Origin of the sequence: Sphaerisporangium rubeum (genome assembly GCF_014207705.1) — a bacterium.
Lineage (GTDB): Bacteria > Actinomycetota > Actinomycetes > Streptosporangiales > Streptosporangiaceae > Sphaerisporangium > Sphaerisporangium rubeum.
The window spans coordinates 36,482-60,232 of sequence record NZ_JACHIU010000001.1 but is presented as its reverse complement, the minus strand read 5'-3'; the positions used below and the strand labels follow the sequence as shown (position 1 = coordinate 60,232).

Genomic DNA, 23,751 nt, shown 5'->3' with positions numbered 1-23,751 from the left:
ACCATTCTTCGCGTGCGCCGAACTCCACCCCTGGCCGGCACGTGATCCGCGGAGCCGCCCTCATCTGCCTGCTGACCGCCGCGTTCCTGTTCGCACCGGCGGCGGCCTCTGGCGCACTGGGGCCGGCCGCCACGGCGGCCCGTCAGGACGTCCGGATCGCGGTGGAGAAGATCACCCCGGACGCTCCGAGCGCGCCGGACACCCCGATCACCATCGGCGGCGAGGTCGCCAACACCGGCGCCGCGCCACTGCAGTGGATGCAGATCCGCCTGCGGTTCTCCCGCCAGCCGTTCGCCGGCCGTGACCAGATGCAGAGCTTCGCCGCCGGGGGTCAGATCCTCGACACCAGCAGGCGTGCCGTACCGGTGGCGCAGCTCCCCGCGTCGTCCTCGGTGCCGTGGGAGTTCGCCTTCACCCCCGCCGAGATCGGCATGTACCGCTTCGGTGTGTACCCGGTCACCATCGAGCTCATCGACTCGGCTCAGCGCCAGCTCGCCGCGCAACGCACGTTCCTCGTGTACGCACCCAAGGGCCAGGTGCCGTCCCGCACGAAGATCTCCTGGGCACTTCCTCTCGTCGACCAGCCCCACCGCGCGGACGACGGCGTCTTCGTGGACGAGGAGTTGCGGCGCACGCTCGCCGACGAGGGGCGGCTCGGCCGCGTGCTCAAGGTCGCGGAAAGCCCGGCCAAGGGGGTGAGCTGGTTCGTCGACCCCGGGGTCCTCGACGACGCCGAGGTCATGTCGCGGGGCTACACCCTCGCCACCGGCGACGACGGCGGCGAACGCGCCACCAAGGCGGGGGACCAGGTCGCGGCCGGGTGGCTGGCGCGGCTGCGCACCGCACTGACAGAGGTCCCCGTCAACGCCACACCGTACGCCGACCCCGACGTCGCCGCCCTGGTCCACTCCGGCCTCGACGGCGCCACAGGTGCGGCGCTCGCCAAGGGTGCCGTCGCCGCCACACAACTGGTCGGCAAGGACGTCACCACGAGCGTCAACTGGCCGGTCGGCGGCCTGCTCGACCACGACGCGCTGGACGCGCTGGCCGTCGGCGGCGTGCGCACCGTGCTGCTCGGCGCCGCCGCGCTGCCGCCTGCCACGCCAGCGTCCTTCACCCCCGACGCGGCGGCCTCCCTGGAGACCGTGGCGCACAAGGTCCGCGTCCTGCTGGCCGACCAGGTGCTGAGCGACCTGCTCACCCCGGCCGAGGGCACCGGACTGCTCGCCAGGCAGCGGTTCCTCGCCGAGACCGCGATGATCAGCGCGGAGACCGCGCCGGCGGCCCGCTCGGTGGTCGTCGCGCCGCCGCGGCGCTGGAACCCCGATCCGGCGTACGTCACCGGCCTCATGCGCGCGGCGTCGGCCGTGCCGTGGCTCAAGCCGGTCTCGCTGGGCTCGATCAAGCCGTCCGGCGCCTCGGTGCCCCGCACCGATCTGACCTACACCGACAAGGACCGCGCCGCCGAGCTCGCCAGGCCGTACATGGCGGGTGTCGGGAAGCTCAGCGACCGCGCGGCACTCACCGCGACGGTCACCGGGGACCGGCGGCGGCCGTTCGACACCGCGCTGCTGCGGCTCACCTCCTCGGCGTGGCGCGGCCGCACCGGCAGCGCCGTGCCGTACGTCGAGCAGGTCGACCGGGCCATCGCACGGCGCACCGACGCCATCTCGGTCACCACAGGAGAGCAGCGCACCCTGGCCGGCAAGAACGGCATCGTGCCGATCACCATACGGAACGATCTGAGCGACCAGGAGGCCACCGTCGGTGTGAAGATCACCTCGGCGGACCGCAGGCTGCTCACCATCGGCGCGTACGAGTCACCGGTGACCGTCGGCCCCGGAGGCACCCGCCAGCTCGACATCCCGATGGAGGCCGGCGGCGGCGGTCAGGTCGTCGTCAAGGTGCAGCTCACGACGGCCGACGGCACACCGTACGACGAGCCGGTCGAGCTGAAGGTCACGACCACGGGCTACGGCGCCATCGCGCTGGTCATCGTCGGCGGCGGGTTCGCCGTGCTGCTCGCCGCGATCGCGCTGCGCGTGCTGCGCCGCCGGTCGCGCCGCATCGTGGCGAATCGCCGCGCGGCCCAGGCGCCGCCTCCCGCGGTGGCCGCACACAGAGAGGGACAGTCATGAGCCGGGTGCTGCGCGCCAGCGCGATCATGGCGGCGGGCACCATGGTCTCCCGCCTGACCGGTTTCGCGCGCACGGCGGTGCTGGCGTCCGCCATCGGCGTGGCCACGCTCGGCAACGCGTACAACGTGGCGTACACGATCCCGTTCATCCTGTTCGACCTCCTGATCGGAGGCGTCCTGAGCAGCGTGATCGTGCCGATGATCGTCAAGGCGCAGAAGCACGACGCCGACGGCGGACGCGCCTACGAGCAGCGCCTGATGACCATCGCGACGCTGGTGCTCCTCGCCATCGCGATCGTCGGCGTTCTGTGCGCGCCGCTGCTGGTGTCGCTGCTCACCACCGACCTGCCGCCGCGCGGCTACGACGTCGCGGTCACGCTGGCCCGCTACATCCTGCCGCAGATCGCGTTCTTCGGCATCGGCGCGATCGCCGGCGCCATACTCAACACCCGCGACCGGTTCGCCGCGCCGATGTGGGCCCCCGTGCTGAACAACGTCGTGGTCATCGTCGTCGCCGTGCTGTACCTCTTCGCCAGTGACGCGGGTGGCGACATCGACGCGGTGACCTCCGGCGACCTCGCGCTGCTCGGCATCGGCACCACGGCCGGCATCGTCGTGCAGTCGATCGTGCTGATCATCGCGGTGCACCGGGTGGGCTTCCGCTTCGTGCCGCGGCTCGGTCTGCGGCAGGCCAGGCTCGGCGAGATGGGCCGGGCCGGGGTGTGGACCCTGGCGTTCGTGCTGATCAACCAGGTCAGCTTCGTGATCATCACCAACCTCGCCACCGGCGCCGTCGGCAAGGCGGCCGCACAAGGCGCGGGAGACGTCGCCGGCATCGCGTCCTACAGCTACGCGTTCCAGCTCTTCCAGCTTCCCTATGGCATCATCGCCGTCTCGGTGATCACCGCGATGCTTCCCCGCATGAGCCGCCACGTGCACGACGGACGACCTGAGGCCGTCGCCGAGGAGTTCGCCTCCGGCGTGCGGCTGGTCTCCTCGGTCATCGTGCCGGCCGGTCTGCTGCTGATGGTGCTCGGCCCCGCCGTCACGGTGCTGATCTTCGGACACGGCAGCACGTCGGTGCCGCAGGCCATCGACATCGGCAACGTGCTCCAGGTGTTCGGTCTGGCGCTGGTGCCGTTCTCCGTCTACCAGTTGCTGCTGCGCGTCTTCTACGCCTTCGGCGACACCCGGACCCCCGCGCTGATCGCGCTCGGCAACCTCGCGGTGAGCGCCACCGTGAGCTTCGTCCTCTATCTCACGCTGCCTCCTGATCTCATCGTCATGGGGCTGGCGCTGGCGTTCACCGCCGCGTACGGCTGCGGCGCCGTGGCCGCGTGGATCCTCGCCGCGCGCAAGCTCGGCACTGGTCTCGGCGGCCGCGCGGTCGGCACCGCGCTCGCGCGCATGTACGTCGCGGCCGTCCCCGCGGCGGCCGTCGCGCTCGCCGCGCTGTGGGTGACGACGGAACTGGCGGGTATCAGCCCTCTGAGCTCCGCCGTCATGCTGGTGGCGGGAGGAGCGGCAGGTGGGCTGCTGTACCTTCTCATCTCACACCGCATGAGAATCGCGGAGATCAGTTCGATCATTGGACTTGTGGCGGGGCGGGTAGGCCGCTAGTCATAAGTAACCCGGAAGTCCGCTTCGCCGCGTTCAAACGGCAACACGGACCGGAGCCGCCGCGGACTACGATGGTGCCCGGTGCACGAGACGACCGGCATCCACCGGCCGACTAAGATCAGGAGGGGCGTGGGGGTATTCACCCGGACATCGCCCGCGACCAGGGAGAGGACCACCTCATGAGCGCCCCGGCCGTGGAGCCCGGCGGCCGCCTGGCCGACCGGTTCCGCCTGGAGGACCGCGTCAGCGAGTCGGCTGGCGCCACGCTGTGGAAGGCCATCGACGAGGTCCTCGCGCGACCCGTCTCCGTCCTGACGCTTTCGCAGGAGTTCCCGCGCGTCGCCGAGGTCGTGACCGCCGCGCGCGGCGCGAGCCGTCTCAACGACCCCCGCCTCACCCAGGTCTTCGACGCCACCGAGGAGAACGGCCAGGCGTACGTCGTCAGTGAATGGGTGACCGGCGAGACCCTGACCGATCTCGTCTCGTCGGGCCCGATGGCCCCCGAGCGTGCCGCCGCACTGGTGGCCGAGGCCGCCGAGGCGGTGGCGCACGCGCACGAGTCCGGCCTGTCCCACCTGTGCCTGACCCCCGACCGCCTCATCTGGACCGCCGGCGGCACCGTGAAGCTGCTCGGCCTCGCGGTCGACGCCACGTTGCGCGAGGTCGAGAGCGACGACGCCTCCCGTGAGGACGCCGAGGGCCTCGGCCGGTTGCTGTACACCGCGCTGACCGGCCACTGGCCCGGCGAAGGCGACACCGGCCTTCCCGCGGCGCCTAGGGACGACGGCAAGGTCTGCACACCGCGTCAGGTGCGCGCCGGGGTTCCCGGGTTCCTCGACGCCATCACCTGCCGCGCGCTGTTCCAGGAGCCGCGCCGCGGGCTGCCGCCGCTGTCCTCCCCCGCCGCCGTGGCCGAGGCCCTGGCCGAGGTGCCGCGACCGGCCCCCGTGCCGGTGTCGGCGATGCCGCCGGCGCTCAGCCTGCGCTCCGAGGCCCCCGACGATCTCGACGACCGCCGTCCGCCGCGGCCCCAGGCCCCACCGCGGCCTGCCGAACACGGCGGTCACGGCGCGCACGGCGGCCACGGTGGTCATGCCAGGCCGCGATCCTCCGGCGGTCCGCTCGGCCGCGCCGTGGTGGCGATCGTCATCCTGCTGCTCATCGCGGCGGTCGGTCTCGGCGCGTGGACGCTCGGCCGCAGCCTCGGCAAGCGCACGCCGCCTCCCGTCGCGTCCGCCACGCCGTCGTCCGAGGCCACCCCCGAGATCGTCGCGGTGAAGCCTTCCAGCGCCACCGGTTTCGACCCGCTCGGCGACGACCGCTCCGAGCACCCTGAGCTGGCCCGCCTCGCCGTCGACGGCAAGGGGTCCACCGAGTGGCACACCACCTCCTACCAGAGCGCGGAGCTCGGCAGGCTCAAGGAAGGCGTCGGCCTGCTGCTCGACATGGGCAAGGAGACCGCCATCTCCGATGTGGTCGTCTCGCTCGGCGACGCGCCGGGAGCCACGATCGAGCTGCGGGTCGGTGACGCCGCCGACCTCGGCGCGCTCCGCAAGGCCGCCAAGCAGGACAACGCCTCCGGCACGGTGACCCTCACGCCGGAGAAATCCGTCAGCGGTCAGTACGTTTTGATCTGGTTTACGCGCCTTCCAGCCTTTGAAGGGAAGTTTCGTGGCACCATCTATGACGTAGTCGTGCACTCTCCCGGACCGGCATAACAGGAACACACGTTGTGAACCCTCCTCCCGATAGTCCACCGGCGGTCGAGCACGCCGCACGGTCGGCGTTGACCGACGCCGACCTGCTGACGAGCCATATCGACGGCGATCCCCACGCTTTCAGCGAGATCGTCCGCCGCCACCGTGACCGCATGTGGGCGGTCGCCCTGCGCACGCTCGGTGATCCCGACGAGGCCGCCGACGCCGTGCAGGACGCCTTCGTCTCCGCTTATCGCAAGGCGGAGAGCTTCCGGGGCGACGCGGCTGTCACCACCTGGCTGCACCGCATCGTGGTCAACGCCTGCCTTGACCGCATGCGGCGCAAATCGATCCGTCCCGTGGCCGACGACGAGCTCGTCGAGGCCGCGGAACGGGACACCCCCATCCCCGACCAGACCGGGGACCGGGACGTCTCCATGGAGGTCTCGGCCGCGCTCAAGCTGCTGCCTCCCGACCAGCGGGCCGCACTGGTGCTGGTCGACATGATGGGCTATTCGGTCGAGGACGCCGCGCAGGTGCTCGGCGTACCCGCCGGCACGGTCAAGAGCCGGTGCGCGCGGGGCCGCGGCAAACTCGCGCCGATTCTTTCGCATCTACGGAACCGTTCCGACCTGAGTCGCGTCTCATCCCCCGAAGGGAGCAGAACTTCGTGACGGGTGATACGCACTACGACTTCGAGGTCCTGGCCGAGCTGGCCGAGGGTCTCCTCGACGTCACCACAGCGGCGCGGGTACGCGAGCATCTCGCGGTCTGCGACTCCTGTGGGGAAAGCCTCGCCGAGCTGGCGGCGGTCCGTGAGGTTCTCGCGGCCGTGCCGGTTCCCGCGATGCCGATGGGTGTCGCGTTGCGCATCGACAAGGCTCTGGCCGCCGAGTCCGAGTCCAGGACGGCGAGAGGCGGGCTACGGCTCGACGAGGCGCCTGACTGGGACCGCATCATGAGCGACTCCCCCTGGGAGACCGTTCCCGCGGCGACCGCGCCGGAGCCGGTGCTCACGCCGGCCCGGAGCTTGCAGTCGGTTCCGCAGGCACGTCCGGTTCCCGCCGCCGTGGCCATGGCCCCGGCCGCCACGGTGCCCCCGCAGGCGGGTCCTCCTCCGGGGACCACGCCGTTCGGCGTGGTGACCGACGACGGCTCTGTCGTGCCGGCAAGGAGCAGGCCGAGGAAGGCCTCCCGGCGGCGCGCCTGGCTCATGCCGGTGGCGGCGAGCGCCGCGGCGGCCGCCGTGATCGGCTCGGTCGGCTTGGGAAGCCTGCTGTCGGCGTCCGGGGAGAAGCCCTCGGGGCCCTCTGTGGCGCTGCCCGCGCCGGTCGCCTCCACGCCGGAGCGCGACCCGTATCAGGGCCCCGGTCGTGGTCTGTCGAGCGTCGACGACGGACCGACCCGCAACTACGCCATAGGCAAGAGCGACTTCAACTACTCCGACGCCGTGCTCGACGGCCCGCTGGCGACATACGTCGGCGCGACCGGCCCGGGTTCCGGCGGCGTCACCGCGGTGGACACCGGAGTGGAGAGCTGCGTGTCGCGGATCGCCGCTCAGGTGGGCCGCAAGCTCGGCGTCACCAAGGCGCCGAACCCGATCGGCGTGGACCAGGGCCTCTACCAGGGCAACGAAGCCACCGTGATCACCTTCTGGAAGGACCGCTTCCGTAACTCCGTCTGGGTGTACGTGGTGGACGGCAACTGCGCGGCCCTGCGCAAGCCCGCGGTGGGACGCTGGCAGTAGGTTCCCTCATCGGCTCGTCCGAAGCCCCCGGTGGTCCGTTCACCGGGGGCTTCTCCATTTCCGTCGCGTGGTCCGTCGCGGGATCCGTCACGAGGTCGGCGGCGGGGCCGCGGTGGCCGTGGCGGGTCGCGGCTCCGGCGGGAATCCCGGACGCCTAGGATCTGTTGACGCCACTGGCACCCTAGGAAATCGGAGTCGAGGCAGGCGCCGGCGCCCTGGAAGGGGGCCGGCCGGGCGACGGCCGCGGCAGGAAGGCGACAGCGTGAGCGACGTCCGTAATGTGATCATCATCGGGTCGGGACCCGCGGGGTACACGGCCGCGGTGTACGCGGCACGCGCCGATCTCAACCCGCTCGTGTTCGAAGGGTCCGTCACCGCGGGCGGCGCCCTGATGAACACCACCGAGGTGGAGAACTTCCCCGGCTTCCCCGACGGCATCCTCGGCCCGGAGCTGATGGACAACTTCCGCAAGCAGGCGGAGCGCTTCGGCGCCGAGTTGCTCGCCGACGACGTGGTCGAGGTCGACCTGCGGCAGAACCCCAAGGTCGTCAAGACCGTGACCGACACCTACCTGGCCCACACGGTGATCGTCGCGACGGGCTCGGGGTACCGCGAGCTCGGCCTTCCCGACGAGAAGCGCCTGTCGGGACGCGGAGTGTCCTGGTGTGCCACCTGTGACGGTTTCTTCTTCCGCGACCAGGACATCGCGGTCGTCGGCGGCGGCGACACCGCCATGGAGGAGGCCACCTTCCTCAGCCGGTTCGCGCGTTCCGTCACGGTGGTCCACCGCAGGGACGAGCTGCGTGCCAGCAAGATCATGCAGGATCGTGCGTTCGCCAACGAGAAGATCCGCTTCGCCTGGGACTCCGCCGTCACGGCCGTCCACGGTGACACCAAGGTCAGCGGCCTGACGCTGCGCAACCTGAAGACCGGCGAGGAGTCCGAGCTGCCGGTCACCGGTCTGTTCGTCGCCATCGGCCACGACCCGCGCAGCGAGCTGTTCAAGGGCCAGCTCGACCTCGACGACGAGGGCTACATCAAGGTCGAGGCCCCGACCACACGGACCAACATCGACGGGGTCTTCGCCTGTGGCGACGTCGTCGACCACACCTACCGCCAGGCGATCACCGCAGCGGGTACCGGGTGCTCGGCGTCCTTGGACGCCGAACGCTGGCTCGCGGACCACACCAGTTGACAAGGGGAACAACGTGAGCGAGATCAAGGCAGTGACCGACGCGACCTTCGACGCCGAGGTCCTCAAGAGCGACAAGCCGGTCCTGGTGGACTTCTGGGCCGAATGGTGTGGTCCCTGCCGTCAAGTGGCCCCCGTCCTGGCGGAGATCGCCAAGGAGCACGGCGACAAGCTGACCATCGTCAAGCTGAACGTCGACGAGAATCCGTCCGTTCCGCGCGATTACGGGGTACTCCAGATCCCCACGATGAACGTCTACAAGGGTGGAGAGGTCGTGAAGCAGATCATCGGCGCCAAGCCGAAGGCCATGCTGCTCCGCGAACTCGAAGGCGTCATCTAAGCCTGTTCTCCGACACGGGCCCGAAAAGCCCCCTGCTCGACGGCAGGGGCCCCGGGGTCACATGTGCGGTGACAAGGCCGGACGCCCCTGCGGCCGGGTGATCCGGCCGTACCACCGCCTCCCGGCGGCACCCACCCAGCGGAGCCCCCCGCGCCACCGGCGCGAGGGGCTCTGTGCGTTCCTCAGTGGCCGTTACCGGCGTGACGGTTGTGCCTGGAGGGGCACAGGCGGCGCTGAGCGCCTCTCAGACGGGACGAAGTGCACGTTCGGGGGTCATGGAACCCAGGAGTCGTTCCAGGGCCACTTCGACGTCCTCACGCCACGAGGCGGCCGTCTTCAGTTCCAGTCGCAGCCGCGGGAAGCGCAGATGCGGACGTACCGTCTTGAAACCAACGGCAAGCAGATACTCGGCGGGGAGCACGCAGCCCGGCTGCTCCCACTTCAGGTCGCCGAAGGCCTCGATGGCCCGCACCCCACGGCGCGTCAGGTCCTTGGCCACCCCCTGGACGAGCGTGCGGCCGAGCCCGCCGCCGGAGAACTCCGGGATGATGTGCGCCGTCATGAGCAGCACGGCGTCCGCGCTCACGGGTGACGTGGGGAAGGCCACCGAACGGGGGACGTACAGCGGTGGTGCGTACAGCACGAAACCAGCCGGGACCCCGTCGACGTAACAGATCTTCCCGCAACTGCCCCATTCGAGCAGCGTCGCGGAGATCCACGCCTCTTTCTCCAGCCCCGGATCCCCCGCCTGCTGGGCCCGCTCGCCGCTGACCGGGTCGAGCTCCCAGAAGACGCACCGGCGGCAGCGGCGCGGCAGATCGTCAAGGTTGTCCAACGTGACATTCACCAGCCGGCGCGACACCCCGGGCCCCCCATCCTTGCGAGACGGACGCGAGTTCACGGCAGAAAAGCGCACGAACTACGGCGTCTCCAAAGTGGCATGGTAGCCGAGTGACCCCCTGTTGCCGCGCTTACTCACGACGGACATGCGTGCCATGCCTGCCCTCCAGAGCGGCGATCGGCCCCCGCCACTCCGCCCCTTTCATGGTGAGAATTACCAAATGGGGTAGAGGCTGCTGCCGTACTCTGGTGTCTCGCAACGTCGATTCGACATCACTCACCACATCGCCAGGAGGTGGACCGTGACGCAAGAGCCGGATCACGGTCGGAGGACCGCGGCCCAAGGGTCGCGCATCGACGCCTACATCGACCGGTACGCCGCACGTGCCACCGGGATGGTCGCCTCCGAGATCCGAGCTCTCTTCGCCGTCGCGTCCCGCCCCGAGGTGGTCTCGCTGGCCGGCGGCATGCCGTACGTCACCGCTCTCCCCCTGGACACCGTCGGCGAGCTGGTCGCCGACCTCGTGGCCCAGCGTGGCACCGTCGCGCTGCAGTACGGCTCCGGCCAGGGCGACCCCCATCTGCGCGAGCAGATCTGCGAGGTCATGCGCCTGGAGGGCATCGACGCCGGCCCCGACGACGTCGTGGTCACCGTGGGGTCGCAGCAGGCGCTCGACCTCATCACCCGCATCTTCATCGACCCCGGTGACGTCGTGCTCGCCGAGGGTCCTTCCTACGTCGGCGCGCTCGGCACGTTCGCCGCCTACCAGGCGTCCGTGGTGCACGTCCCGATGGACGACCAGGGGCTGATCCCCGAGTCGCTCACCGAGACCCTGACGGCGCTCGCCGCCGCCGGCCGCCGCGTCAAATTCCTCTACACGGTGCCGACCTTCCAGAACCCCGCCGGCGTCACCCTCACCCTGGAGCGCCGCCGCCAGGTGCTGGAGATCTGCCGCCGCGCCGGCGTGCTCGTGGTGGAGGACAACCCCTACGGCCTGCTCGGTTTCGACGGCGAGCCCATGCGCGCGCTGCGGGCCGAGGACGCCGACAACGTCGTCTACCTCGGGTCGTTCTCCAAGACCCTCGCCCCCGGCTTCCGGGTCGGCTGGGCCCTGGCGCCGCACCCGATCAAGGACAAGCTCGTGCTGGCCATGGAGTCCGCGGTGCTGTCCCACTCCAGCTTCACGCAGCTCGCCGTGGGCCGATACCTGGAGACCCAGCCGTGGCGCGAGCAGATCAAGTCGTTCTGTGAGCTGTACCGCGAGCGCCGCGACGCTCAGCTCAACGCGCTGACGGCGCTCATGCCCCCCGGCTGCCACTGGACCCGCCCCGCCGGCGGCTTCTTCGTGTGGATGACGCTGCCGGAAGGGCTCGACTCCAAGGCGCTCCTGCCGCGTGCCGTGGCCGAGCGGGTCGCGTTCGTCCCCGGCACCGGGTTCTACGCCGACGGCTCAGGGGCCACCGCCATGCGGCTGTCCTACTGCTATCCCGAGCCCGACCGCATCCGCGAAGGCGTGCGGCGGCTCGCCGGGGTGATCCAGCAGGAACTCGTGATGCGCGACACGTTCGGCACCGGGTCGATGCGTCCCGGCCCCGGCGTCGACACACCGGGTCCGGATCTAGCCTGAAAATGTAATACGCTGCGGAAGCTCTGGCGGCCTGTCACGCGGGCCGCCACGAGCGGGTCCGACGACGCCAGAAAGGTCCTCCATGCTCGAACTCGGCCACGTACTGGTGCTGGCGGGCGGCCTGTCGTACGAGCGTGAGGTCTCCTTGCGCTCGGGCCGGCGGGTGTGCGAGGTGCTCAAGGCCGACGGGATCGACGTGGAGACGCGCGACACCGACGCCGCACTGGTGCCCGCGGTGCTCGCCGACCCGCCGGACGTCGTGTTCGTCACCCTGCACGGCGGCAGCGGCGAGGACGGCGCCATCCGCTCCGTGCTCGAACTCCTCCAGGTGCCCTACGTCGGGGCCGCGCCGGACGCGTGCCGCGTCGCGTACGACAAGCCGACCGCCAAGACCGTCGTGCGCTCCGTCGGGGTCCGCACCCCGGACGCCGTCGTGCTTCCCAAGGAGACCTTCCACGACCTCGGCGCCACCGCGGTACTTGGCCGCATCGTGGAGCGGCTCGGGCTGCCGCTGTTCGTCAAGCCGTGCCGTGGCGGGTCCGCGCTCGGCGGGTCCATCGTCCGCAAGGCCGAGGAACTGCCGGCCGCCATGGTGGGCTGCTTCGCCTACGGCGACACCGCGCTGATCGAGAAGTACATCGAAGGCGTCGAGGTCGCGGTGTCGGTGGTCGACCTCGGGGACGGCCCGGTCGCGCTTCCCCCCGTCGAGATCGTCGCCGACGAAGGCGTCTACGACTACTCGGCCCGCTACACCGCCGGTCACACCGAGTTCTTCGCTCCGGCCCGCCTGCGTCCCGAGGTCGCCGACGCGTGCGCGCGTCTCGCCGTGACCGCGCACACCGCTCTCGGCCTGCGGGACATCTCCCGCACCGACATCATCGTGGACGGCGAAGGCGAGCCGTACTTCCTGGAGGTCAACGTCGCACCCGGCATGACGGAGACCTCGTTGTTCCCGATGGCCGCCGCCGCGGCCGGCGAGGACCTCGGCGCCTTGTGCCGCGGCCTCCTGCTCGCCGCGCTGCGCCGCCGCTGACGTCCTCCGCCGCGGTTCCCCGGCCGAGCGGGGCATCGCGAGCAGGCGTAGCCTGTGCTGGTGATCGAATCCCGCTACGCCAAGAGCTTCGCCAGCGACAACCACGCGGGTGTGCATCCGGCTGTCATGGAGGCCATCACGGCGGCCAACACCGGTGACGCTCCCGCTTACGGCGACGACGAGTGGACCGCCGCTCTGGACGACCGGATCCGCGCCGAGTTCGGCGCGCACGCGTCCGGCTTCGTGGTGCTCAACGGCACCGGCGCCAACATGATCTCGCTCAGCATGATGCTCACCCGCCGGTACGAGGCGATCATCTGTCCGGAGACCGCGCACATCGCCACCCACGAGACCGGCGCCTCGGAACGCGTTCTCGGCGCCAAGCTGATCACCGTACCGGCCCCCGACGGCAAGCTCACCCCCGGCGACGTGACGAGCCGGCTCGACGTCCGCGGGAACATCAGCTACGTCCAGCCCAAGGTCGTCTCCATCTCCGAGGTGACCGAGCTCGGCACCTGCTACACCCCCGACGAGATCGCGTCCCTGGCTCAGGCGGCGCACGACAACGACATGCTTCTGCACGTGGACGGCGCTCGCCTGGCCAACGCCGCCGCCTATCTGGGCTGTTCTCTGCGCGCTCTCACCACCGACGCCGGGGTGGACGTGGTCAGCTTCGGCGGCTCCAAGAACGGCGGCCTGCTCGGCGAAGCGGTGATAACCCTTCGTCCCGAACTGGCCGAGGCTGCACCGTACCTTCGCCGCCAGACCCTGCAACTGGGCTCCAAGATGCGGTACATCTCGGCCCAGCTGACGACTCTGCTCACCGACGAGCTCTGGCTGAGGAACGCCGGCCACGCCAACGCGATGGCCCGCCGCCTGGCCGCCGCCGTGAGCGACCTCCCCGGCCTGGACATCCAGTACCCCGTGGAGTCCAACGCCGTCTTCGCCGCTCTCCCCCTGGAAGCGATCACCGCGCTGCAGTCCCGCTTCCTGTTCCATGTCTGGGAGGGCAGTGTCGTCCGCTGGATGACGAGCTTCAACACGTCCCCGGACGACGTGGACACGTTCGCTCGCGCGATCCACGACACCTTGAAGCCCTGAACCAGCCCTCCCCGTTTCACGTGAAACAAGGCCCTGGCACGCGGCGACCCACGTCTCGGTTTCACGTGAAACAGCAGGGCCATGCGCAGTACCGCGTCAAGGAACCGACCCACTACGGTCACCGTCCATGAGAACCCTCATCGTGGGTGGCAGCGGATTCCTCGGCGGCGAACTCGTCCGCCGATCCACCGCGGCAGGCCATGTGGTGACCGCGACCTACCTGACGCGACCAGGACCGGAGCCGGAGGTGACCTGGCGGCCGCTGGACGTCCGCGACCGTACGGCCGTCGCCGCGCTGGTCGGCGAGATCCGCCCTGATGTCGTCGTCAATGCGGCCTATCGCCAGACCGACTGGCTGACGACGGCCACCGGTCCCGGTCACCTGGCGGTCGCGACGTCCGCGACCGGCGCACGCCTCGTGCACGTGTCCACCGACGCGGTCTTCTCCGGCAAGGCGGTCACCTACACCGAGGATCGCGTACCGGACCCGGTGTCCCCGTACGGCGCGGCGAAAGCAGCCGCAGAGGTGGCCGTACGTCTGGCCGACCCGGCGGCCGTGATCGCACGGACGTCCCTGATCATCGGGAACGGCGACTCCCCGCAGGAGACCCTCGTACGCTCACTCGCCGCAGACCCCACACGAGGCGTCCTGTTCACCGACGACGTACGCTGCCCCGTGCACGTCGGCGACCTGGCCGCGGCCCTCCTGGAGCTCGCGGGCTCCGAGCGCGACGGAATCCATCATGTCGCCGGGCCTGACGCGATGAGCAGATACGAGCTCGGCCGCCTTGTCGCGGTCCGCGACGGCCTGGACCCCGACCGTCTGCCTTCCGGACGGCGTGCCGGCACCGATCTGCTCGGGCCGCTCGATGTGCGACTCGACTGCGCCTCGACACAGAGGCATCTGGCGACAAGGTTGCGTGGCGCCAGGGAGTTCCTGAAGTGATGTGCGGCCCTTGGTCCGTCGTCTGAGCCGACCCGCCACCGGGGGCACGCGTCGAAGTCGGGTCACCCTCACCCTGCCGGCGGCACGACCGCTGAACCCCGCTCGGACGAATCCGGCGGCTCCGCACGGGCAGACGCAGCATGGCGATGGACGAAATCAGTGCCAAGGAGGGACGAGGTGTCCGACGGACCAGGGACTTCGACCGGCGATCCGTTCGGTGGCCGGTTCCCCACCAGCCACGAACGCATGACAGGAGTGCCGTGGGACGCGTCGTACCACGACGGCCCGCCTCCCTGGGACATCGGCCGGCCGCAGCAGGCTGTCGTACGCCTGGCGTCAAGAGGTGCGTTCTCCGGTTCGGTGCTGGACGTCGGGTGCGGCACCGGTGAGCACGCTCTGCACATCGCTTCGCTGGGCCTGCCCGTCGTGGGTGTCGACGTGGCGGGAACGGCGCTGGCGGTCGCGCGGGCCAAGGCCGCGGCTCGGGGGCTCGGGGCCGAGTTCGTCACAGCCGACGCCTTCGGTCTGGGGGAGTTGCGGCGGACGTTCGAGACGGTGCTGGACTGCGGGTTGTTCCACAGTTTCGACGCCGTCGAGCGGCGTGAATACGCGGCGAGCGTCGCCTCCGTGACCGAGCCAGGCGGCACCCTGTACGTGCTGTGCTTCAGCGACGAAGGTTCCGGCACCGGCCCGCACCCGGTTGGCCGCGACGACCTTCCGGCGGCGTTCACCCGTGATGCCGGGTGGGACGTCACCGCCGTGGAGCCGAACCGGGTCGAGACAAGGATCCACGACGACGGCGCTCCGGCTTGGCTCGCGACGATCAGACGGCTCTAGCCGCTGGACCCGTCAGCCGGCCACCGCGTTCCGGTGCGGAGCTCAGACCTCGTCGCCGGAGTCGAGGGGAGTGGCGGCGGCAGGGGCCATGGTGGTGATGATGCGTTCCAGGTCGTCCAGGGTGGCGAACTCGACGACGATACGGCCCTTGTGGCGGCCCATGTCCACGCGGACCCGGGTCTCGAAGTGGTCGGAGAGGCGGTCGGCCAGCGACGTGAGCGCGGGTTCCGGCAGTGCCTTCTGGCGGCGGGCCCGCGGAGCCGGGGCCGCGGTGGCCTCTCCCAAGGAGACGATCTCTTCGACGGTGCGGACCGACAGTCCCTCGGCGACGATGCGGTCGGCGAGATGCTCCTGGGCCGCGGCGTCGCTCAGGCCGAGCAGGGCCCGTGCGTGACCGGCGCTGATGGTGCCGGCGGCGACGCGCCACTGGACGGCCGTCGGGAGGTTCAGCAGGCGCAGGGTGTTGGTGATGTGGGATCGCGAGCGTCCGACACGCTGGGCCAGTTGCTCGTGGGTCGCGCCGAAGTCGTCCAGGAGCTGACGGTAGGCGGCCGCCTCTTCCAGAGCGTTGAGCTGTTCGCGCTGAAGGTTCTCGATCAGCGCGTCGCGCAGCAGCGCGTCGTCCTGGGTGTCGCGCACGATGGCGGGAATGACCTTGAGGTCGAGCAGCTGGGAGGCGCGCCAGCGCCGCTCCCCCATGATCAGCTCGTACCGGCCGGCGCCGGTCGACCGCACCACGATCGGCTGGAGGAGGCCGACCTCCCGGATCGAGTCGGCGAGCTCCTGCAGCGCCTCCTCGTCGAAGATGTCACGTGGCTGGCGCGGGTTGGGGGTGATCGCTTCGAGCGGCACCTCCATGAAGTACGCGCCGTCGATCGGCTTGAGTCCGTTGTCCTCCTGCGGCGGTGCCGCGACCGTGCCGGGAGTCCGCACGTCGACGAGCGGCCCGGTGGGGATCAGGGCCCCGAGACCCTTCCCCAGTCCGACACGCCTCTGCTGGGCCACGACTCCTCCTCGCCCGACCGGTCTTTCGTGGGCTACCACCGCCCCCGACCGCGCCTCGTCTTCATTTTGACGTTCCACCGGATCGGCGCGGGCACGCTCCACAGGAGCGTACCGGCACCAGGCCGGATCACTTTCCGCTGACCGCCGCGCCTCGGAAGGCGATCTCACGCGCCGCGTCCATGTAAGCCATGGCGCCGCTGGACCCCGCGTCGTACGTGAGCACCGACTGCCCGTAGCTCGGCGCCTCCGAGACCCGCACGCTGCGCGGGATCACCGTGTCGAGCACCGATTCGCCGAAGTGGGACCTGACCTCGTCGGCCACCTGCGACGCCAGGCGGGTGCGGCCGTCGTACATGGTGAGCAGGATGGTGGACACCCGCAGCGACTGGTTGAGGTGGACGCGGACCAGCTCGACGTTCTGCAGGAGCTGGCTGACTCCTTCCAAGGCGTAGTACTCGCACTGGATCGGGATCAGCACCTCCTCCGCCGCCACCATGGCGTTCACGGTCAGCAGACCGAGGGACGGCGGGCAGTCGATCAGGATGTAGTCCAGCTCGATCGAGTCGAACGCCTCCAGCGCACGCTTGAGCCGGGCTTCCCTGGCCACCAGCGAGACCAGCTCGATCTCCGCGCCGGCCAGCCCGATGGTGGCGGGTGCACAGTAGAGGTTCGGCATGTCGGGAACCGGGCTGACGATGTCGCGCAGCGCCATGTCCTCCACCAGCACCTGGTAGACCGACGGGATGTCGCCGCGGTGCTCGACCGACAGTGCGGTGGACGCGTTGCCCTGCGGGTCGAGGTCGACGACCAGCACACGCTGACCGTGCATCGACAGGCCCGCCGCGAGATTGACGGCGGTCGTCGTCTTGCCGACGCCGCCCTTCTGGTTGGCTATCGTGATGATCCGCTGACGTGGCGGACGGGGCCAGTCGCCGTCCTGCCGGGAGGGGAGGTAGCCGATCGAAACGGGGGTTGACGGGGCTGTTTCACGTGAAACCACTGAGCTGAGCGCCTCTCGGACCAGCGGCGAATCGCCTGGGGTGTAAGGGGGCTGGGACACGGTCGTCGTCCTTTCCACCGGGGTGGATGGAATGGTGCCGGAAGGCCAGCCGAGGCCGGAGGGTCTCCCCTCCGACGCGACGACGGGACGATCCGGCCAGCCGAGGCCGGTGGACGTACCCGGCATGACCGTCACCTCTTCCGTCGGCGGCGTGCACCTTGCGCGCTCCGGGCGGGGCGTCCGGCGACCACCCGGACAAGAGTCGTGGGCGGAACGACCCTACCGCGCCCGACGGTGACAAGCTCGGCGGTCCGCACTCCATACGACCGTAATTGTTCTGAAGCGGCGTCCAGCTCCTCCGCCGCGCGCTCCCCCTTCATCGCCAGCAGCTGACCCCCCTCGCGCAGCAGCGGCATCGACCACGACAGCAGCCGGTCGAGCGGTGCCACCGCTCTGGCCGAGACGACGTCGAAGACCTGCTTGCCGGCCAGCTCCTCGGCGCGGCCGCGCACCACCTCGACATTGGACAGCTTCAGCCCGGCCACGCACTCCTCAAGGAAGGTCGTGCGTCGCAGCAACGGCTCCAGCAAGGTGACCGTGATGTCAGGCCGCACGATGGCCAGCACGATGCCGGGCAACCCGGCACCCGAGCCGATGTCCACAAGGCTCGCCTCCGCGGGGACCGCCTCGGCGACCACCGCGCAGTTGAGCAGATGGCGGTCCCAGACGCGTGGCACCTCACGCGGACCGAGCAGCCCTCGGACCACGCCTGGACCGGCCAGCATCGCCGCGTACGCCTCGGCGCGAGGCCACGCGTCGCCGGTGAAGACCTCTTGCGCCTCCGCGGGCGCTTCGGGCAGCTGTTCGCTTTCCGCCATCACTCACTCAACCAGACCGGTCACAACATCTTCCGCGTAAGGGTAACCGGCGCGGGCCACCACGACGTGATCGACGCGAGCGGCTGTGGACGGTCCGCATGGCTCCATCCGTCAACAAAGGGTCTCCGGACGGTCAGAACCTGGCCGTATTTCCGCCGGAAGCCGCACGACACCCATGCGAAAGCGGGGGAGAGGCACTACCAATGGAGGTGACGCATCGGGTTGCCCGGCTCGTTCGGCGGACGCCAGCGAACTACAGCGAACGTCGGCTCAAGGGCCGGGGAACCGGCAGGGGCCGCCGATCCCACGGGATCGGCGGCCCCTTGCACGTGCCGGACGGCTCAGGCGGGGAGCACCACCACGAAACGCTGCGGCTCCTCACCCTCGGACTCACTGCGCAGCCCCGCCGCGGCGACGGCGTCGTGCACGATCTTGCGCTCGAACGGCGTCATCGGCTGCAGCGACCGGGCCTCTCCGGACCGCTTGACGTCCTCGGCGGTCTTGGTGGCGAGCTTGCTCAGCTCGATCCGCCGGCCGTGACGGAAGCCGCCGACATCGAGCATCAACCGGGAACGCTCACCGGTGCGCCGATGCACGGCCAGCCGGGTGAGCTCCTGCAGGGCTTCGAGCACCTCGCCGTTCTCCCCCACCAGGTCGCCACCCTTGATGTCGACGATCGACACCAGGGCCCGGTCCCCTTCGACGTCCATGTCGATGTCGCCGTCGAGGTCGGCGATGTCCAGCAACCCTTCGAGGTAGTCCGCCGCGATCTCGCCCTCCTGCTCCAGGGCATTGATGTCCGGCGCGGCCTGCGGGGCCTGCCCCTCGTTCACTTCGGTCACGTCCGAACTCCCCTTCGAGACAACCGGCTAGGACTTCTTGCTTCCCGAGCGCTTGCTGCGCGGCTGCCGGGTGGGCTGCTGACGGATCACCTTGGGTGCGGGCTCGTCCACTGGCGCGTCCGCGGGCTCCTCGGCGGCGGGCTTGCCGGGCAGGAACCTGCTCAGCAACCCGGGCTTCGGCTCGGGCTGCACCACGTTGCCCTTGGCGTCGACGACCGGCATCGGGTGACGGCTGTAGAACCAGTGTTGCTGACCGAGCGTCCACAGGTTGGTGGTGACCCAGTAAAGAATAAGGCCGAGCGCGAAGTTCAGGCTGAAGATCGCGAACAGCGGCGAGATGTACATCAGGATCTTCTGCTGCTGCGCCATCGGGTTGTCCGGCATCTGGGCCATCGACCGGGTGACGCTCTGCCGCACGGTCAGGAAGGTCGTCGCGGAGCTGACCGCCACGAAGATGCCGAGAACGATCTTGGTGACGACCGGGTCGGCGTCGAGCGCCAAGATGTGCTCGGAGCTGGTGAAGAACGTCGCGGGGATCGGCGCGCCGAACACGTGGGCCGAACGAGCGCTGTTCACCAGTTCCTGGGTCATGCCGTACTTGGCCTGGTCCTCGGCGATGGCCCGCAGCACGGTGAACATGGAGATGAAGATCGGGAACTGCGCCACGATGGGCAGGCACCCGCCGAGCGGGTTGGCCCCACCCTCCTGGTAGACCTTCATCACCTCCTGGTTCATGCGCTGCTTGTCGTTCTTGTAGCGCTTGCGCAGCTCTTGAACCTTGGGAGCGAGCTCCTGCATCTTCCGCGACGAGCGCATCTGCTTCATGAAGAGCGGGAAGATCAGCAGACGCATCAGCACGGTCAGCGTGATGATGGTCAGGGCCCAGTTCAAGCCGTTGTCCGCGGGCAGGAACGTGCTGTAGCCCGCGTGGATCCACGCGATGACCTGGGCTACTGCTTCATATAGCCAATTCAGCCATGACAGCTCCACCGAGCTAGCTCCCTTGCGTTTCGTCGTCGGGCCGGACCCGGCGCGGAGGCACCGGGTCATAACCCCCCGGGTGGAAGGGGTGGCAACGCCCGATTCGCCTGATGGTCAGCCACAGCCCTCGTAGTGCGCCGTGCACGGCGATGGCGTCAAGCCCGTAGGCACTGCAGGACGGCTCGAACCGGCATCGCGGCCCGAGGAGCGGGCTGATGAACGCGCGGTAGAACCGGATCGGGACGAGCAGAACGCGGGCCGCCGGTGAGACCGGCCCCGCCTGACGTGGGGCGGGCACGGTCACGACCGCCCGCCGGTGACTCGCCCCGGGGGGATCCTGGGCTCGGGCACCCCACTCACCGCCGCTCATCTTGGTCCATCCGTCGCGGCCGGGCGATCGGCCCGCCGTGCCGGCGGCCGATCAATCGCTCCAGGACGACATCCAACTCGGCGGCGAGAAGCTCGCTACGCGCGGACGCCGCCTGGGGATTGGCGCGTACAACAAGCAGGCTACCTCGCGGTAGGGAGTGGAGGCGGTCTCGCATGAGATGTCTCAGGCGGCGCTTGACGCGGTTGCGCACCACCGCGCCGCCGACCGCCTTGCTCACCACGAACCCGACCTGCGGGGGATCCGCCAGGTCTCCGCGATCGCTCAGGTGGGCGACCAGGGTGGGGCGTCCGGCACGCCGTCCTCCCTTGATCGCCGTGACGAACTGATCTCCGCGGCGCATGCGGAAGGCGGAGGACAACACGACAGGACCTGCTCTCAGAGTGACAAGGGCCCGGATACGGCTTTCGCCCGCCGGCGGGACCGGCGGGCGTGCGGACCGAGGGCCCGGGTGCTCCGCGTCGTCAGGCGGAGAGCTCCGAGCGGCCCTTGCGGCGGCGGGCGGCGAGGATCGCGCGACCCGCACGCGTGCGCATGCGCAGCCGGAAGCCGTGGGTCTTCGCGCGGCGACGGTTGTTCGGCTGGAAAGTACGCTTGCTCACGAGTGGGCTCCAGGCTGGATTTTCGCCCGCACGGCGTGCGGACGAGTGACACACAGGGCTTGGCCTGCCGGATGCACGGGCACGCCAAAGTGCCGTCGCGCGACAAGCCGACCGTCGTACGTTACGGGGCCGGTGGCCCAAAGGTCAAACCAGAACGGCGATGCCGCTTGCCCCGCTGGGGTTATCCACTATTCCACAGCCCCGTTATCCACCGGGGACCCTTCATCCACAGGATGTGCATCGTGTCTCACCGAACCTGCCACTAGTCTGTGGACAACGTCTTGAACAGGGATGTGCACAGCGCTACTGTCGGCCCTCCGAACCTTCCCTCTACCTCGCAGATACGCACCGTCGCGCATCACGAGGGCTGTGGACATCGTGTGGAAACGATGTGGATCAGCGGAAGGCGCCTGCGGATAACGCTGTGGGGACAGCCGCGAGGCGGGGCGCCTGCGGAGTTCGCTCTCGCGGACGCACCTGTGGACAACGAACCGCGGCGAGCGTGCGGGGGCCGCGTCAATGGGAGGAAGGGCCGAAGCCATGGATGGTGTCGACCTCGGCCCGGTCTGGGCTCGGGCGCTTGGGACCTTCGCGGACGGCAGCGTCCCTCCGCAACAGCGTGCGTGGCTCACCATGACCCGTCCGTTCGGCCTGGTCAACGACACGATCATCTTGGCCGCACCCAATGACTTCGCCAAGGACGTCCTCGAGACCAAGCTCAGACCGCTGATCGCTCAGGCGCTCTCGCAGGAGTTCGGCCGGCCGATGCGCGTGGCGGTCATGGTCGACCCGATGGCAGGCGCAGGTGAGGTCCCGGCCCCCCGGCAGGACACTTATCCACAGGCGCCGTCCGGCGGCTATCCACAAGGTGGACAACCCACTACCGGGTACGGATCCCCTGGTGGACAGGCATCTGGCGGCCGTGCGCCGTACCAGAGCCCCTCGTCGTCCACCGATTATCCACAGGGTCGCCCACAGCCTCAGCCGTTCACCTATCCCTACGGGGGAAACTCCGAGGGCTCCTACGGCTCCACGGACGAGCCCGCTCAGCCGTACCTGCCTGATGAGTACCAACGGCCGGAGAACTTCGCGCACCAGGACGATTTCCCTGGCAGAACCGGCGGCGACTCACCCCAGGCTCCGCCACCGGCCGCACCCGGCGAGCCTTCCCAGGGGTTCCCCCCCGCACAGAACGGTGGATATCCGGCGGACGCCTCGTTCACCGGCCGTCCCGAGGGCCGGCCGCCGCATCCGCGTCAGGACTCCGACGAGTTCGACCGTCCTGTGCAGAACCGCTGGGACGGCCAGAACCGTGACCGGGCCGCAGCGAAACCGAGCGAACCGGCCCGGCTCAACCCCAAATACACCTTCGAGACCTTTGTCATCGGCGCCTCCAACCGCTTCGCGCACGCCGCGGCCGTCGCGGTGGCGGAGGCACCGGCCAAGGCGTACAACCCGCTGTTCATCTATGGCGACTCCGGTCTCGGCAAGACGCACCTTCTCCATGCCATCGGCCACTACGCGCAGCGGTTGTACGACGGCGCGCGGGTGCGGTACGTCAGCTCGGAGGAGTTCACCAACGACTTCATCAACTCGATCCGCGACCACAAGGCCGACGGTTTCCGCGCGCGCTACCGGGCCGTCGACATCCTGCTCGTGGACGACATCCAGTTCCTGGAAGGCAAGGAGCAGACGCAGGAGGAGTTCTTCCACACCTTCAATACTCTGCACAACGCCAACAAGCAGATCGTCATCTCCAGCGACCGGGCCCCGAAACAGCTCGTGACGCTGGAGGACCGGCTGCGCAACCGCTTCGAGTGGGGCCTGATCACCGACGTGCAGCCTCCTGAGCTGGAGACGCGTATCGCGATCCTGCGCAAGAAGGCCATACAAGAAGGGCTGGCCGCGCCGGGAGACGTGCTGGAGTACATCGCCAGCAAGATCTCCACGAACATCCGCGAGCTGGAAGGCGCGCTGATCCGGGTCACCGCCTTCGCCAGCCTCAACCGTCAGTCGGTGGACCTGCAGCTCACAGAGGTCGTACTCAAGGACCTCATCACCGAGGACTCCAGCACCGAGATCACCATCGCGACGATCATGGCGCAGACCGCGGCGTACTTCGGGCTGTCCATCGACGACCTGTGCGGCGGCTCGCGCTCGCGCGTGCTGGTGACGGCCAGGCAGATCGCGATGTACCTCGCGCGCGAGCTCACCGACCTGTCGCTGCCGAAGATCGGCCAGCAGTTCGGCGGTCGCGACCACACGACCGTTATGCACGCGGAACGCAAGATACGTTCCCTGATGGCGGAGCGGCGCTCGATGTACAACCAGGTCACAGAACTGACAAACCGCATCAAGCAGAACTCTCGCATCGCCTGATGATCCACAGCCTGTGGATAACTCTGTGGATCGCTGACCGCACGGGCGAAAGTACGGAACACTCGCGAAACCCGTGATCAACCAAGCGCACGGCCGACAAAATCCATCCCAGAACCTGTGGACAAATCTGGGGACATCCTGGGGAGAACTTGGGGACAACTCGTGGACAACCTGTGGACGCCCTGTGAACGCGTTGGAACCCCAGGTGAAATGCCCCTTATACCCCGTGGATAACCGGTGGAAACCTCAGGGATAACAGTGGATAACCAGTGGACGACGGACCCCCGATCTGTGGACGCACTGTGGACAGCCCGTGGCCGTCCACAGACGGGCCTCGGATATCCACCGTCCATGCACAGGCCCGGTGGACAACGTTCGGGCCCTGACCTGCGAAGACGTTAAGCTTCCACATATCCACAGCCCCTATGACTATGACCACCTGTATCTCCTACAAAGAACTCAAGACCCATAGAAGGGTTCCGGCGCATCGCTCGCGCGGGACAGTGAACACTTGGGTGCACGGCACCGAGCGCACACCAGGCGGGCGGAGCCGGCACA

Annotated in this window: 22 protein-coding genes; 13 read left to right on the top strand and 9 right to left on the bottom strand. The window is 69.4% G+C overall.

What is annotated here, in order from left to right; genetic code table 11:
* The first annotated feature begins 41 nt into the window (after positions 1–41).
* From BJ992_RS00275 to trxA, 7 genes are all read left to right on the top strand, one after another.
* Positions 42–2,138, top strand: coding sequence for a DUF6049 family protein (locus tag BJ992_RS00275; RefSeq protein ID WP_184977941.1), 2,097 nt, complete (start codon positions 42–44; stop codon positions 2,136–2,138).
* Entirely contained in the window at positions 2,135–3,757 is a 1,623-nt protein-coding gene (murJ, locus tag BJ992_RS00270; RefSeq protein ID WP_184977940.1) for a murein biosynthesis integral membrane protein MurJ, read from the top strand. Before BJ992_RS00275 ends, murJ begins: the two co-directional genes overlap by 4 nt.
* A 179-nt stretch (positions 3,758–3,936) precedes the next feature.
* The gene (locus tag BJ992_RS00265; protein WP_184977939.1) at positions 3,937–5,475 is read left to right on the top strand and encodes a protein kinase family protein; all 1,539 of its coding nucleotides are present in this window, start codon (positions 3,937–3,939) and stop codon (positions 5,473–5,475) included.
* Between the two features lie 68 nt (positions 5,476–5,543).
* Positions 5,544–6,128, top strand: coding sequence for an RNA polymerase sigma factor SigM (sigM, locus tag BJ992_RS00260; RefSeq protein ID WP_221474620.1), 585 nt, complete (start codon positions 5,544–5,546; stop codon positions 6,126–6,128).
* A complete protein-coding gene (locus BJ992_RS00255; RefSeq protein WP_184977937.1) occupies positions 6,125–7,201 on the top strand; it encodes an anti-sigma factor family protein in 1,077 nt (358 codons plus the stop codon). Before sigM ends, BJ992_RS00255 begins: the two co-directional genes overlap by 4 nt.
* Before the next feature lie 262 nt (positions 7,202–7,463).
* On the top strand, positions 7,464–8,396 hold the full coding sequence (gene trxB, locus BJ992_RS00250; protein ID WP_184977936.1) for a thioredoxin-disulfide reductase: 933 nt from the start codon (positions 7,464–7,466) through the stop codon (positions 8,394–8,396).
* A gap of 13 nt (positions 8,397–8,409) precedes the next feature.
* A complete protein-coding gene (trxA, locus tag BJ992_RS00245; protein ID WP_343072426.1) occupies positions 8,410–8,733 on the top strand; it encodes a thioredoxin in 324 nt (107 codons plus the stop codon).
* Between the two features lie 244 nt (positions 8,734–8,977).
* Here trxA and BJ992_RS00240 read toward each other — a convergent pair whose 3' ends face one another.
* Positions 8,978–9,580: a GNAT family N-acetyltransferase gene (locus BJ992_RS00240; protein WP_425503632.1), complete on the bottom strand. Its 603-nt coding sequence runs from the start codon at positions 9,578–9,580 to the stop codon at positions 8,978–8,980.
* A gap of 388 nt (positions 9,581–9,968) precedes the next feature.
* On the opposite strand from BJ992_RS00240, the gene BJ992_RS00235 reads away from it, so the two are divergent.
* The 5 genes from BJ992_RS00235 (at position 9,969) to BJ992_RS00215 (ending at position 15,118) form a co-directional block, all read left to right on the top strand.
* Positions 9,969–11,201: an aminotransferase-like domain-containing protein gene (locus BJ992_RS00235; RefSeq protein WP_184987370.1), complete on the top strand. Its 1,233-nt coding sequence runs from the start codon at positions 9,969–9,971 to the stop codon at positions 11,199–11,201.
* 82 nt (positions 11,202–11,283) lie between these two features.
* A complete protein-coding gene (locus BJ992_RS00230; protein ID WP_184977934.1) occupies positions 11,284–12,234 on the top strand; it encodes a D-alanine--D-alanine ligase family protein in 951 nt (316 codons plus the stop codon).
* A 60-nt stretch (positions 12,235–12,294) separates the two neighbouring features.
* Positions 12,295–13,335, top strand: coding sequence for a threonine aldolase family protein (locus BJ992_RS00225; protein ID WP_343072425.1), 1,041 nt, complete (start codon positions 12,295–12,297; stop codon positions 13,333–13,335).
* Positions 13,336–13,462: 127 nt separating this feature from the next.
* Positions 13,463–14,281 (top strand): SDR family oxidoreductase, encoded by an 819-nt coding sequence (locus tag BJ992_RS00220; RefSeq protein ID WP_184977933.1) that lies wholly within the window; start codon positions 13,463–13,465, stop codon positions 14,279–14,281.
* Between the two features lie 177 nt (positions 14,282–14,458).
* Positions 14,459–15,118, top strand: coding sequence for a methyltransferase domain-containing protein (locus BJ992_RS00215; RefSeq protein WP_221474619.1), 660 nt, complete (start codon positions 14,459–14,461; stop codon positions 15,116–15,118).
* 42 nt (positions 15,119–15,160) lie between these two features.
* Here BJ992_RS00215 and BJ992_RS00210 read toward each other — a convergent pair whose 3' ends face one another.
* From BJ992_RS00210 to rpmH, 8 genes are all read right to left on the bottom strand, one after another.
* Positions 15,161–16,123 (bottom strand): ParB/RepB/Spo0J family partition protein, encoded by a 963-nt coding sequence (locus BJ992_RS00210; RefSeq protein WP_184977932.1) that lies wholly within the window; start codon positions 16,121–16,123, stop codon positions 15,161–15,163.
* A 127-nt stretch (positions 16,124–16,250) separates the two neighbouring features.
* Complete coding sequence (locus BJ992_RS00205; protein WP_343072958.1) at positions 16,251–17,084, bottom strand: ParA family protein; 834 nt, start codon at positions 17,082–17,084, stop codon at positions 16,251–16,253.
* A gap of 230 nt (positions 17,085–17,314) precedes the next feature.
* Entirely contained in the window at positions 17,315–18,001 is a 687-nt protein-coding gene (gene rsmG / locus BJ992_RS00200; RefSeq protein WP_184977930.1) for a 16S rRNA (guanine(527)-N(7))-methyltransferase RsmG, read from the bottom strand.
* 341 nt (positions 18,002–18,342) lie between these two features.
* A complete protein-coding gene (locus BJ992_RS00195) occupies positions 18,343–18,843 on the bottom strand; it encodes a Jag family protein (RefSeq protein WP_343072424.1) in 501 nt (166 codons plus the stop codon).
* Positions 18,844–18,870: 27 nt separating this feature from the next.
* Positions 18,871–19,833, bottom strand: coding sequence for a membrane protein insertase YidC (gene yidC / locus BJ992_RS00190; protein ID WP_184977929.1), 963 nt, complete (start codon positions 19,831–19,833; stop codon positions 18,871–18,873).
* 4 nt (positions 19,834–19,837) lie between these two features.
* Complete coding sequence (gene yidD, locus BJ992_RS00185; RefSeq protein WP_343072423.1) at positions 19,838–20,122, bottom strand: membrane protein insertion efficiency factor YidD; 285 nt, start codon at positions 20,120–20,122, stop codon at positions 19,838–19,840.
* Positions 20,123–20,180: 58 nt separating this feature from the next.
* A complete protein-coding gene (gene rnpA / locus BJ992_RS00180) occupies positions 20,181–20,576 on the bottom strand; it encodes a ribonuclease P protein component (RefSeq protein ID WP_184977927.1) in 396 nt (131 codons plus the stop codon).
* A 100-nt stretch (positions 20,577–20,676) separates the two neighbouring features.
* Positions 20,677–20,814, bottom strand: coding sequence for a 50S ribosomal protein L34 (gene rpmH / locus BJ992_RS00175; RefSeq protein WP_013885212.1), 138 nt, complete (start codon positions 20,812–20,814; stop codon positions 20,677–20,679).
* Positions 20,815–21,354: 540 nt separating this feature from the next.
* Between rpmH and dnaA the strand changes: the two genes are divergently transcribed.
* Positions 21,355–23,193: a chromosomal replication initiator protein DnaA gene (dnaA, locus tag BJ992_RS00170; protein WP_184977926.1), complete on the top strand. Its 1,839-nt coding sequence runs from the start codon at positions 21,355–21,357 to the stop codon at positions 23,191–23,193.
* Positions 23,194–23,751: the final 558 nt, after the last annotated feature.